Raw genomic sequence first — 13,099 nt, forward strand, 5'->3', positions numbered from 1 at the left:
GCCCATTTTGTCCCCAAATCCCAAAACACAGGGAGTCTAAAAAGGTGAAAAAGGGGAGAAAAGGGTCACGGCAAATACCCGTCCACACACTCCAAAAACCGCTCCATCGTCTCCCGCGAATACGGCCCTTCCTCATAGGCCGTGACAATCGTCATTGCACCCTTAAAGGTGGAGAGGGCCATGAGGAAACCATACGGCCAGCAGACACACGGAAGGAGACAGACATCCCGGAGACCAAGGGGGCGGCCGTCCGTTCCCTTTAGCGGGAGAAAGTCTTCTTCCCTGAATATCCCGATATTCGAGAATACCGGATTTTTCTGGCCTGTCGTTTCGTACATCTGCATCATCCCGTCAAAAAACTCTTTGACCGCAGGCATACCACCTGCACAAATATCCTCATAGAAGAGGATGCACCCAAGTCCCATTCCAAGACCCTCCGCTTTCCGCTGTTTTGTCACTGTTGTTACCTGGCCGATGACATCCTCCAACCGTGCGTCTTCAACGGCGGTGATGGTAACCTCGTAGGCGACCGAGAGGTTCAATGGCGGATACTCCTTCGGGCCGTTTGCATCAGTGAGGGGGCGTCGGAGGTCTGCAGAAGTGAGAAGGGAACGTGGTGCATCGATATCTGCAGGGTCGTCCCGGACAGCACGAAAGGCCAAAAAAAAGGCACCGATCATGATGTCATTTACTGTGGCACCATGTTCTTTCCCAAACTCTTTTGCCCGCCGGAGCCGGTCGGACGAAAGGGTTCGTGAGGCAATCCGGGAATTCCCCTTTTCCATTCGTTCGGTGGGGAACCGCCATCGGTCCACAAAGGGCTCCTCGTTTTGTTGCGCCTCTTTCATCTCCTCCGCCGTGAACCTGGCAAGAACCGGACCGGTGCTGCGGTCGTACCACCCGGTGGGGGCGGGCCGGAAGTCCGAATCTGTTTCAATACCCCGATAGTTTGCAAAGAGCTGCCGGGCCAGATCCCTGAGGCCGCCTGCGTCACAGAAACCGTGGTGGCAGGTGACCGTTACCCGGTCGCCTCCCTTTTCCCGTGACAGGCTGACCCGCAGTTGGGGCCCGTTCCGGACGTCAAGGGGTGCGGGGGGAGACTCAGGAGGCATCGGATTATCATCTCCATCTCCATCATTAGACGGAAGACAAACAAAGGCCCGCTCCCACTCTCCTTCAGGAATCTCGTCCCAGCAGGGCATACCGTCCCCTTCCGCAAACCGTGACCGGAGATAGGGATTTGATTCGAGCAGGCGCATGGTGGCCATCCGCAGCACCGCTTCGTCGAGGTGCCCGTCAAACGCAAAGACGATGTGCATCGTCGGGTCATAGATACGCTCAAAATAGACATTGAAGAGGTCAAAGGCAGGTGCGGGATGGCCGGGGGGACAGATCATATCAGATGATATTCTTTCAGAAGAGGATATGTGCTTTCACACGCTGTTTTCGCGGCATCCTCAGGAATGACAAATAAACAGATACCGGAATAGATCCTATTTCTGGATCAGACACGAAAAAAGATTTCAGAGCATCAATGGCACAGCATCGTCCCGTTACGGGAATCATTTTGCTGCATTGCGCTCCACTCTCAGTATGAAGCGATTCCCCCCGAAGGTGACTTGTGACTGACAGAAACCCTGCCCTGTGCAGTGCCCTACTCGGTCTTGGTGCCGGAATAATCATCACCGTAGTGATAACCGTCTTCTCAAAAGGCTGGTGGCACCTCACATCATATAACCAGACCCTCATGGGGATGGGAGTTGTCCACACAGATGTATCCCTTCTCTTAGTGCTCTTCTTTGCCGGATGCTGCATTCCCTTCATGCTTCATACCAGTTCCCGGCCCACAATTCTCATGCATGCCGCCCTGACCGGCCTCATCGCCGCAGGCGTGGCCCGCATCCTGCCGTTCGTCGGGAAGCCCGCCTATATCATCTCCTCGCTTCTCTCAACCATACCGCAACTCCTCATCATCCTCGCCTGCGGAGTACTGGTGGCCGCCTTCGGGGGACTCTTTGCCTCATTCATCAGGAAGGAGGAGGAGGGGGGACTGGGGTTTGCCCCTCTCATCCCGGTGGCCATCGTCACCATCGCGGTGATTGTCCTCCCACTGCTTCTGGCCACTGTAGGCACATCCACCGGCATTATTCCCCCTGCTCCGTATTCGTGCGGCCCGTCAGAACAGCCGACCGACCTCTTAGTAATCAAACTCTCCTCCAGTGGCGATCTCGAATGGAAAACAACCGTGGACATCAATACCTACGACGGAGCAGATGCCCTCACCGAATATTCAGACGGCTATGCCATCGCAACAACAGAATACTGTCAGGAATCCAGTATCGTGCATCTGATTCTGTTTGACCGGGAGGGAACCACCCTCAGGCAAACGGAAGTCAGAACTGAATTTGGTCAAGTATCAGCCATCGTCCCCGCACCCGACAACAGGTTCTTCCTTGCAACAGACACGCCGGGAATCCTTCGCATCGGTCACGAGGGAGAGACCGTCTGGATAAAGTCTCTGGTAAACAAGAGTCAGGGCCCGGCACCAATCTCCCTTTTGGCACGGAATGATGGCTCCTTCTGTGCCGCCTGGCAAAACCAAATCGTCTGCCTGACAGACAACGGCACCAGACTCTGGGACACTACCCTTAACGCCGGCAGCGGACCGGAGGTAATGCTCATCTCCCCGGCAGATGCAGGTGGCATCCTCATCTGCACCGAGGGAAACCATGTATTTAACGGCGAACACTTCGAGATTCCCCTGATGGCGATTCGTCTGGACGCAGACGGCACCATCCTCTGGGAACAGACGTTCGGCAGTGGAAATGCAGATACCCTGCTGGGTGTCTGGAAAAACCCGTCGGGTCATACTATTCTCTATCGGACAATCACATCCCCCAAAAACCTCTGGGGAAAAATCGTTCGGGTATATACCAGTCACCTCATCACTTTGAGTGACGATGGCACCGTAACCGGATTACAGGAGGTGGAAGATACCGGTGGAGACGTCATCCCGTCACCCGTCAGAGGATACATCTCGGTCGACACCGGTGAGGAGAGCATTACGATTACCGGATATGATGCCGGTCAGAAGATCTGGAAGAGAGAATATGATATGCAGGCCAACCCGTACTCTCTCAAGGGCATGGGAACAGCAGACGGCGGATATCTCATCGCCGTCTCTTCTCCTCTCTGAAAGGAGGGATGAATGAGGGTGTACAGGCGGGGCAGGACAGAGATACAGGAAAAAAACTGGCGAAATCCCAGGTTACTACTTCATGAAATCCCCGAGAAAAACAACAGCACCCACAGAACCGAGAGAGGGAGGGCAAGTATTCTCGGAAGATTCTCTTTTTTTGAAGACATCCACCCGATCACGCCGAGAATGAATGGCAGAACCAGATGGTATCCTGCAAAACGGATCAGATAAGCTGTATCCATTGGATACGTCGCAAAACCAGGTGAGAGGAGAATAATGAGAATGAAGAAAACATACGAGAAAAACCCCGCAATAAATGCCCGGATACTGTCGCCGGTCATATATCCGAACAGCAGGGCACCAGCAGGATACGCAAAGAGCAGAATAACGGCAAGAATTGGGTACGCATAGGTTCCAACAGTGAGAATCGCAAAGCCGAGAAGATAGAGAACAAAAAGACCGTTTTTTCTCTCAGGACTTAGCCGTGCATACCCTTCTTTCATGGGAGGAGGATTCCATCTTCTCTTCCATGAAGGTTTGCAGGGGGAAATCTCATTTTTCCGGTGTACAATTGCTGTACCAGACTACCTTACCGATGGAGTGTATCTTTTCTGCCGCCAAACACCGGAATCAGTACAACATAGTAATAGATTTTGCATTTGGCAGTGATGCAATAACCGCATATACGACCTTAACCAAAAATGTACCTGGTTAAGGGAAATATGAATTTTATCCTCGTTTTCTTTGACTTTTTCATAAATTCATTCGCTCTGGTCAGTGTTACCTTTGCATTGTTTTCGGTTTTGATATATCTGATAATACAGAAGCTCAAAAATGAAAAATATCAGTTCTTTACCGCAATTGCATGCGGTTTTTTCCTGGTGGCAGTCTCCAGCGGTTTTTCCGGGATCAGTTTAACAGGTGAGATTACCCGAACAATTGGAACAGTTCTGATACTCATCGCACCCCTGATTGTCTTTAAACGATACCTGCATACAAAAGACGAACTGATAGCAGTATTTCTCATATCTGTCCTCTACCCGGCATACTTTCGCTCCTCACAATACCAGTGCGGAGGCCCTGCCATGGTCGGATACTACCCGTGGTATGTTGCGGTTCTGGGAGATTGTATCGGCCCCCTTATTCTTTCACTCGCTGCGGTAAGCACCCTGATTGTTATCAGACGAGTCTATGAAAAACTGAAGCCGGGTAAATGCATGTTGATTATATTTGGGTTACTCATTCCCGCCACAATATGGTTCACCTACGCTGTCGCATCAGCCTCGGTTGCAGTATTGATACTCATCATTCTCAATGCATGTATGAAAGATGCAGGGAATCACCGTGATTTCAGGATTTCAGCAGGAATGATCATCTCAGCGGTAGTGATCGCTTTGCCCTGGAACTTCCTGGCAGGACTCCCGTGCATCCGAAATTTCTTCCCAATATGGATTATTCCTGTTCTTGCAGTATCCGTTGGGGCCGCTGCCCCTCTCTATTACATACAGTCAAAGATACCGGAAAAATGGATGGAAATCTCTGCCTTCACATTATGTTTCATCGTTTCTGTGATGATACTCCCTTTTACTGGTCTTATCAGCTGATGGCCAGAGAAATGTCTGTGCTGTCTCACACATAATTCTGATCTTCATCCACCGGGACGGAACCCACCACCGCCGCCTTCATCCGGGCAATGTAGTCAGAGAGTTCCCGCTCCATGCCCGCCAAATCCCCGACATGTCTCTCAACAATCTCAACAATGGCACTGCCGACAATAACCCCGTCAGCGCCTGCCTCAACCGCCTGCCGGGCATGGGTCTCTGTGGCAATTCCAAAGCCAAGGGCGAGCGGTAGTGAGGTCTCTTTCCGGACTCTCTGGATGAGAGGAACAGCGGCCTCAGAGAGCGTCTCACGTCTCCCGGTCACCCCGGAAAGGGAGACGAGATAAAGAAAACCGCCGGCCAGATCTGTGATCTTTTTTACCCTCTCCGGCGGGGTGGTCGGTGTCACCGTGAATATCGGTGCAATTCCAGACTCTGTCGCATACTGCATCACCAGATGGCCTTCTTCAACCGGCATATCAACGATCAGAATGCCGTCAACACCGGCCGCTTTTGCATCCTTATAGAAGCGTGCTGGCCCGCGGGAATAGACCGTGTTGCAGTACACAAGCAGGACAACCGGAACCTCTGATGTTTTCCTGATCTCTCTCACCAGTGCAAAGGCCGAATCGGTCGTTGCCCCGGCAGAAAGTGCCCGTTCATCGGCCCGCTGAATGACCGGCCCGTCACCCACCGGATCAGAGAACGGGATACCCAGTTCCAGAATGTCTGCTCCGGAATGAATTATTGTCTGTGCCACAGCAAGCGATGTTGTCAGATCAGGGTCGCCTGCCACCGTAAAGGCGATGAATGCCGGTCGCTCAAAGACCGTTTCAAATCTGTTCATGGACAACCTCCCGTGTGATATCCTTGTCACCCCTCCCCGAAAGGTTGATGATGACAATATCATCTTTCTCAAACCGGTCCTGCTCACGGAGGAGATACGCCACCGCATGCGCCGACTCAAGGGCCGGCACAATGCCCTCCCTGCGTGAGAGGTAGCGGAATGCGTTCAGGACTTCATCATCAGGCACACTTTCATAGTGCACCCGGCCGGTATCTTTGAGCATACTGTGCTCCGGCCCGACCGAGGGGTAATCCAGGCCTGCTGCAACAGAGTACGTTTCAATAACCTGCCCATCGTCGTCCTGAAGAAGGTAGGAAAGAGCGCCGTGCAGAATCCCCGGCCGGCCACTCTCAAGCGAAGCACCGTGTTCTCCGGGCGCTTTGCCTCTGCCGCCGGCTTCAACACCGACAAGCTTCACATCATCCTTCAGGAAGGGATGGAACATGCCGATGGCATTGGATCCACCGCCCACACAGGCGATAACCGTATCCGGGAGACGCCCTTCGTGTTCAAGGATCTGACGCCGGGCCTCTGTTCCAATAACAGTCTGGAAATCCCGTACCATCTCAGGATACGGGTGTGGGCCGACGACAGAACCAAGGATGTAGGCCGAATCCTCACTACTGGCCGCCCATTCACGCATCGCTTCATTGACAGCATCTTTCAGGGTCGCCGTGCCGCCCTTCACCGGGATGACTGTTGCGCCCATAAGTTCCATCCGGAATACATTCAGGCTCTGCCTCTGGCAGTCGGTCTCTCCCATATACACCTCGACAGGAAGATTCAGCACGGCACCTGCTATCGCTGTTGCAACACCATGCTGCCCGGCACCCGTCTCTGCAATCAGGCGTTTTTTGCCCATGTGTTTTGCCAGAAGGGCCTGTCCGAGAGTATTGTTAAGTTTGTGCGCCCCGCTGTGGAGGAGATCTTCCCGTTTGAGATACACCCTGCACCCCATATCTGCCGAAACATTCCTGCAGAAGGTCAGGGGAGTCTCCCTTCCTGCATACTCCTTCAGGTAGAACGAAAGCTCTTCTCTGAATTCCTTCGTCGGGCAGACTGAATTCCGCCCCTCCTCAAGTGCCGTTACGGCTGCCATGAGGGTTTCGGGGACAAATTGTCCGCCAAAATCTCCAAAACGTCCTTTACTCATGTTGACCTCCTGCATGCAGTAACAAATGCACGCACCAGCCGGGGGTCCTTGACACCGGGCCGGCATTCGACACCTGATGCCACATCAAGGGCATAGGGGCCAAGGGCCACCGCTGTCCGGGCATTCTCCGGTGTTAATCCTCCGGCAAGAATGACCGGGAGAGAAGATCTCTCCAAAACCTGCCGGGCAAACTCACGATTAAAGGGCAGTCCCTTCCCTCTGCTCGCATCTATCACAACCGCATCACAACTCTGTGATGGCTGTTCTCCGGGAGCAACCATGCGCAGAACTCTGGCACGGGTGCGAGGAAGGGATACTCCTGCCCCCACCTGCACTACCGCCGGGTTTAGGGACAATATCTCATCTATCTCTTCTGCATTTTCTGTTGCCGTCACACATACTCCGGTAGTGAAGGGGCCAAGAGAGTCAAGAATTTCTCCGGCACGCTCAACTGCAACCGAACGCAGCGAATCACTGAAGACAACGATGCCCACCGCATCCGCCCCGACCTCTTCTGCGTAGCATGCATCCGCGGGTGTTGTCACCCCACATATTTTTATGCGCATACAAATTCCTCCAGCACCGTTCGTGGATCTTCTGCTGACATCAGGGCTGTCCCTACAAGGAAGGCATCGGCGTGGGAAGAAAGCCGTCTGATATCCTCCTGCCCTCCAATCCCGCTCATCGAGACAACAAGCCTGCCGGCATCCCGTATGGAACCCGCCAGGGCGGCTGTTGTTTCCGGCATGACCTGCATCGTCCGGAGGTCACGGTTGTTTATGCCGATAATTTCCGCACCGGATGCAAGTGCCATTGTAACTTCATCAGGTGTGTGCACCTCGACAAGGGGTTCAAGCCCTGCCGCATACGCAGCAGAGACAAAGTCACAGAGCCGTTCTTCGAGAAGACCCGCAATCAGGAGCACGGCATCTGCTCCGAGGGCTTTTGTTTCTTCAATCTGACACATATCAATGATGAAGTCCTTCCTTAAAACCGGAAGAGAGACAGCATCCTTCACCGCTGCAATATCCTCTGCCCTGCCCCCGAAAAAATCAGGTTCCGTCAGAACCGAGAGAGCTACACAACCACCCTTCCGGTATTCTTCTGCGATCTTTCCCGGGTTGGTTCGTTCCCGTATCATACCACGGGACGGGGAAGAGAACTTAATCTCAGCAATCACCGCGTGCCTGCCCTGAACAGAGGTTATTGCCTCCTTCAGACTCAGCGGACAATTATTTGTCATTCCGCGGGGTGCAGGCTCCGGGCTGCGAAGTGCTGTTTTTTGGATAATATCATCCAGTATCATTGGAGAGCTCCTGTCATGGTAATCAGAGACGCAAGTTTTCCCTGGGCCCGTCCGGAGTCAATAGCGGCCTCTGCACAACGGATGCCCTGTTCAAGGGAATCCGCCCATCCGCCAATGCAAATTGCAGCCCCGGCATTTATGAGAACAATGTCACGGTGCGGGCCCTCGTCTCCTCCAAGGACTCCCATCAAAATCTCTGCATTCTCTCTGGCATCGCCTCCCCTGAGGCTGGCCGGGTCGGCCTTTGGTATGCCAAAGTCAGTGCAGCAAAGTTCATACTGCTCTATTGTCCCGTTCTTCAGTTCTGAAATCCGTGTTGTTCCGGTCGTTGTGATCTCATCAAGTCCGTCACCGTGGACAACCATCGCCCGTTGTGTTCCAAGTAGCTTCAGGGCTTCAGCAACGGTATCTGTCAGTTCCGGGCGATAAACACCTACAAGCTGCGCCTTTGCTCCGGCAGGGTTTGCCAGCGGGCCAAGAATGTTAAAGAGACTGCGAGTACCTATCTCTCTTCTCGGTCCCGCGACCATTTTCATGGCCGGGTGATGAAGAGGTGCATACAAAAAGCCGATTCCAATCTCATCGATGATGCGGCACATATGCTCCGGGGGGAAAGAAAGAGAGACACCCAGCCGTTCCAGCAGATCAGCTGAACCACATCTGCTGCTCACACTCCGGTTACCGTGTTTCACAACAGGAATACCCGCACCGGCGGCGACGAATGCAGCGGCCGTGCTGATATTGAACGTACCCCGCATATCCCCACCCGTCCCGCAGGTATCAACGAGAGTGCCCGCCACCTGTGGGTGCACCGATGCTGCATGTTCCCTGAGCACACGGGCACAGGCAGCAATCTCTGCTGTTGTCTCTCCCTTCATGCTCATTGCCGTCAGGAAAGCCCCAATCTGGGCATCGGTGGCACCGCCGGTCATCATCATCGTCATGGCAGAGGCTGCCTCTGCTGCGCTGAGATCGGTATGAGCCGTCGCCATTGCAATTGCGCTTTGCATCACCTGCACCCACTCCCGAGGAAATTCTCCATCATATGAAGACCATGCTCCGTGAGTATGCTCTCCAGGTGAAACTGGATGCCCTCCACCGGATAGTCCCGGTGGCGAACACCCATCACGTACCCGTCATCACAGCTGACCGCAGTCACCGCCAGTTCTTCCGGAAGGGAATCTCTGTCCACGATAAGGGAATGATACCGGGTCGCCGTAAACGGATTATCAATTCCCGAAAATATTCCGGCTCCTTCATGCGATATTTTGGAGGTCATCCCGTGCATCAGGTTCTCTGCCCGGATGATTTTTCCTCCATAGTTCTGGCAGATTGCCTGATGCCCAAGGCAGACTCCCAGTGTCGGAATTTCCTGTGAAAATGTTCTGAGAGCGTGAAGAGAGAGACCGGATTCCTCAGGGTGGCCGGGCCCGGGAGAGAGAATCACCCGTTCGATATCCCGGAGACTGACTGTTTCAGGCGGCATATCGTTTCTCACAACAACAGGCTCTGCACCCAGGTGGCCGATCATCTGGCAGAGATTGTAGGTAAAACTGTCATAGCAGTCAATAACAAGCACTTTCATGATCGCTCCTCCGCCATTTGAATGGCTTCAAGCATGGCACGGGCCTTTATCCCGCTCTCGGCATACTCCTTTTCGGGGACAGAATCGGCGACTATACCCGCTCCTGCCTGAACAGAGGCCCGTCCGTCTTCAATTACTATCGTCCGGATGGCTATCGCGAGATTCAGGTCCCCTTTGAGCCCGATATACCCTGCTGCTCCTGCATAGATGCCCCTCGGGTCGTCTTCGAGTTCATTGATTATCTGCATTGCCCGTATCTTGGGCGCACCGGAAACGGTTCCTGCAGGAAAACAGGAGACAAACGCATCAAACCGGTCGCAGCCATCCCTGAGTTCGCCGCTCACCCGTGAAACGATATGCTGCACGTGAGAGAACTTCTCAATCTTCATGAACGTCTCCGGAACAACGGTGCCATATCTGGATACCCGGCCGAGGTCGTTGCGAGCAAGATCAACAAGCATGAGATGTTCGGCGCACTCCTTTTTGTCTGCGAGGAGATCCCGTGCGAGTTCGATATCCTCTTCACCGTTTCGTCCGCGGGGACGAGTGCCTGCAATGGGGACGGTTGTTACCGTTTTTCCTTCGACCCGCACCAGCATCTCCGGGCTGGAACCAATAATCTGCCTCGTCCCAAAGTCCATGAAATACATATAATTGCTCGGGTTCACGTCACGGAGGGCTGAATAGAGAGTAATGGACGGTGCCGTGTAGGGGCACTCCATTCTCCGTGAGATTACTGTCTGGAGAATTTCTCCCGCGTGGACATACTCCCGCGTCTGTGCAACCCGTTCTTCAAAGGTCTCCTGTGAGAAGTTTGAGGTATGAGGTATCTCTGCTGTGCCGTGGTAAATCGGCTCATCTTTTTTTGCCGGAGGTGCACAGAGTATCTGTTGAATCCGCCCGAATGCATTCTTATACTCCTCAGATGGGACGGAGTCTTCGGTTATAAGGGGATAGCTAACGAGGTAGCTTTTATTCTCATCGTGATCGGTGACAATGCTCTCACGGGCGAGCATAAACGCAGCCAGTGGTGTATCACTCCGGATTACCGCATCATTTTTCCGACGCGGGGGGAGTTTATCAAAAAGTGCATAGACCAGATCATAGGCGAAGTATCCGGCAAAGCATCCGGTAAAATCCGGCGTGTTTTCTGCACATATCGTAAAGGCATCAACAATCGACCGGATTGTTTCAACCGGCGTTCCCTCTACTGCCGCACGGCGTGCACAGGCAACATACCGTTCATCACCGGTCAGACTGAGGGTTTCTCCGACGGATATCGTCAGCACCGGCTCCATCCCATAAACCGAGTGGCGTGCATCCCGCCTCTCTCTATCCATAGATTCAAGAATAAATCCGCACTCTCCTTCAGGAGAGAAATCTTCCGGCACGCTCGTACAGAGAGGGATTATTGCGGGCTTTGTGCATTTTTCTGCAATCGTTTCAAATTCTTCCAAAGATATGTTTAGTTGTATTGCGGTTTCCATTCCACCGGCATCACCTATGCACATATTTGTACTTCATTGTATTAATATGTCCGGAATATCCCCTTGTGCCCTCCCTCTATGGATGAATTGATTTCGGATATTCCTGAACATAAATGAACCCGGATATATTGTTCGAAAAAAGTATTACACAAAAAATGCTGACATCTGAATCGATTCTTCCGATATCTGCTCTGAATGTATCTTTCCCGGCCTAAGCGTATTTGACTGCACATTGAATTCGTAAAAATGCAGGAGAATATCAGAACATACTGAATCTGAGCACCATTCTCAACCTGAGAAAGGGACAACTCACATTCAGTGTACTGATGTGAACAGGTATGGCTTACAACATCCCATTGACCGTCCCGTTGGTATCCCGCGTAAATATGAATGAGTCTGCTGATTCCGGGGTCACAAAAAACGTATCATTTCCTTCATAGAAGAGTTCAACGGACTCATGAGGCACAACCGAGGTGTAAAAAAGGCGATTGCCTTCAGTAAATACCGTATACGTCCATGTCTCATCCAAATCCGACGGATAAACTCCTACATATTCCCCAAGTTCTTCTGCTGTCAGGGAAACAGCCCTGCGATCGATCTTCTGTGGCAGGGAATACGGCTCGTTAAAGACAATTGCCGGAAGGTTTTCATGGAGACTTTCCATCTGCGCACGGTCATGGTTTGAAAGGAAAATGACATACACATCTTCATCCGGGCAATAGGCAGTCTCCGAAACAAACCCTAACACATGCCCGGAATGGCCGATAAAGGTGCGGTTGGCAATGACGCCACTGGTAATCCCAAAATCGTATTCTGCCATTGCATCAAGCGACTGCGAAGTAAGGATAACACCAGGGGTTTGGAATGCCCGCTCCCATAAAAAGAGATCTCCGGTCGTGGAGTGGAGCGATCCGGCACCGTACAGATTGTGGATATTCTGGAGATCGTAATGAATATGCTTCCCGTCCATTGTGGTATACCCGGATGCACGATTGGTAAAAACATCGCGGGCATTGTCCGGTCCTGTGTTGGTCATTCCGAGAGGTAAAAAGAAATTCTCCTTAAAATATTCGTCATATGACAGGCCCGATGCTCGCTCGATTATGTAGCTTAACGTGGTGTAGCCGTTATTGGAATAGGCATATCCCTCGCCAGGCTCAAAGGTGAGCGGAAGGTCGGCAAACCGTTTCACGAGTTCGGGAAGTGCAATATCGTCATAATCGATAATCAGATATCCTCCCAGATTCGGGATCCCCGAGGTGTGGTTCATGAGATGATAGATACGGATATCCTTCCACTGAGGGGCATCGGGAATATAATCCATAACCGGATCAGTAATATTCAGCCGCCCCTGCTCCTGCAGCTTCATGAGGGCAGCAACAGTGAACTGCTTGGTGTTCGAGGCAATAGGGAATACCGTCTGCGGGGTGTTAGGGACAGAGAACTCTTCGTTTGCCATACCGTATCCTTTCGAGAGGAGGATGGTATCACCCCGGGCCACCAATACAGTTCCGCTGAACTGACCCGCATCGTCAAGCGCCGTCATGTATTCGTCAAGATTTTTTGATGTCGCTTCGTCAGCCTGAGAAAGTGATATTGTTGTAGAGGCAGCGGCATCCGGATTGTCGCTTTCCGCCACCGGGGACGATGTAACACAACCGGCAGTAAAGATGATGGTAATAATAACCAGAAAAATTCCTGCAATTTTCAATTTCATAATTGTACCTCTCTCAATTCTTTTTCTGAATCACGGAACCACAACTCACACATTATATTCAGGATTCAGAATAAAAAATATGTGCCTTAATGCAAAAGAACTATTGAATTTATCTATCGTCCTGTTTGAGGATGCATTTAATTTTGGACATATATCTGTGACAATTCGGCTATTGGGCTTATTTTCGAATTATTCTGCCACCGC

At 52.1% G+C, this 13,099-nt stretch carries 12 protein-coding genes; 2 read left to right on the forward strand and 10 right to left on the reverse strand.

Annotated features, from left to right (window positions below; genetic code table 11):
- Positions 1–65: 65 nt before the first annotated feature.
- The gene (locus L0665_RS05155) at positions 66–1,397 is read right to left on the reverse strand and encodes a condensation protein (protein ID WP_274924629.1); all 1,332 of its coding nucleotides are present in this window, start codon (positions 1,395–1,397) and stop codon (positions 66–68) included.
- A 224-nt stretch (positions 1,398–1,621) separates the two neighbouring features.
- Here L0665_RS05155 and L0665_RS05160 point away from each other — a divergent pair, with 224 nt between their 5' ends.
- Complete coding sequence (locus tag L0665_RS05160) at positions 1,622–3,196, forward strand: hypothetical protein (RefSeq protein ID WP_274924630.1); 1,575 nt, start codon at positions 1,622–1,624, stop codon at positions 3,194–3,196.
- An 80-nt stretch (positions 3,197–3,276) separates the two neighbouring features.
- Here the strand turns inward: L0665_RS05160 and L0665_RS05165 are convergent, their stop codons facing one another.
- The gene (locus tag L0665_RS05165) at positions 3,277–3,702 is read right to left on the reverse strand and encodes a hypothetical protein (protein ID WP_274924631.1); all 426 of its coding nucleotides are present in this window, start codon (positions 3,700–3,702) and stop codon (positions 3,277–3,279) included.
- A gap of 219 nt (positions 3,703–3,921) precedes the next feature.
- Between L0665_RS05165 and L0665_RS05170 the strand changes: the two genes are divergently transcribed.
- A complete protein-coding gene (locus L0665_RS05170; protein WP_274924632.1) occupies positions 3,922–4,803 on the forward strand; it encodes a hypothetical protein in 882 nt (293 codons plus the stop codon).
- A 25-nt stretch (positions 4,804–4,828) separates the two neighbouring features.
- Here the strand turns inward: L0665_RS05170 and trpA are convergent, their stop codons facing one another.
- From trpA to L0665_RS05210, 8 genes are all read right to left on the reverse strand, one after another.
- Complete coding sequence (gene trpA / locus L0665_RS05175; protein ID WP_274924633.1) at positions 4,829–5,647, reverse strand: tryptophan synthase subunit alpha; 819 nt, start codon at positions 5,645–5,647, stop codon at positions 4,829–4,831.
- Positions 5,634–6,800, reverse strand: coding sequence for a tryptophan synthase subunit beta (gene trpB / locus L0665_RS05180; protein WP_274924634.1), 1,167 nt, complete (start codon positions 6,798–6,800; stop codon positions 5,634–5,636). The genes trpA and trpB overlap by 14 nt, the downstream gene beginning before the upstream one ends.
- On the reverse strand, positions 6,797–7,366 hold the full coding sequence (locus L0665_RS05185; RefSeq protein ID WP_274924635.1) for a phosphoribosylanthranilate isomerase: 570 nt from the start codon (positions 7,364–7,366) through the stop codon (positions 6,797–6,799). The genes trpB and L0665_RS05185 overlap by 4 nt, the downstream gene beginning before the upstream one ends.
- On the reverse strand, positions 7,357–8,106 hold the full coding sequence (locus L0665_RS05190) for an indole-3-glycerol phosphate synthase TrpC (RefSeq protein ID WP_274924636.1): 750 nt from the start codon (positions 8,104–8,106) through the stop codon (positions 7,357–7,359). The genes L0665_RS05185 and L0665_RS05190 overlap by 10 nt, the downstream gene beginning before the upstream one ends.
- A complete protein-coding gene (gene trpD, locus L0665_RS05195) occupies positions 8,103–9,119 on the reverse strand; it encodes an anthranilate phosphoribosyltransferase (protein ID WP_420847022.1) in 1,017 nt (338 codons plus the stop codon). Before trpD ends, L0665_RS05190 begins: the two co-directional genes overlap by 4 nt.
- Complete coding sequence (locus L0665_RS05200) at positions 9,116–9,691, reverse strand: anthranilate synthase component II (protein WP_274924638.1); 576 nt, start codon at positions 9,689–9,691, stop codon at positions 9,116–9,118. The genes trpD and L0665_RS05200 overlap by 4 nt, the downstream gene beginning before the upstream one ends.
- Entirely contained in the window at positions 9,688–11,178 is a 1,491-nt protein-coding gene (locus L0665_RS05205) for an anthranilate synthase component I family protein (RefSeq protein ID WP_274924639.1), read from the reverse strand. The genes L0665_RS05200 and L0665_RS05205 overlap by 4 nt, the downstream gene beginning before the upstream one ends.
- A gap of 343 nt (positions 11,179–11,521) precedes the next feature.
- Positions 11,522–12,895: a serine hydrolase gene (locus tag L0665_RS05210; protein WP_274924640.1), complete on the reverse strand. Its 1,374-nt coding sequence runs from the start codon at positions 12,893–12,895 to the stop codon at positions 11,522–11,524.
- Positions 12,896–13,099 lie beyond the last annotated feature (204 nt).

Source organism: Methanogenium marinum, assembly GCF_028912405.1.
Taxonomy (GTDB): Archaea; Halobacteriota; Methanomicrobia; order Methanomicrobiales; family Methanomicrobiaceae; genus Methanogenium; species Methanogenium marinum.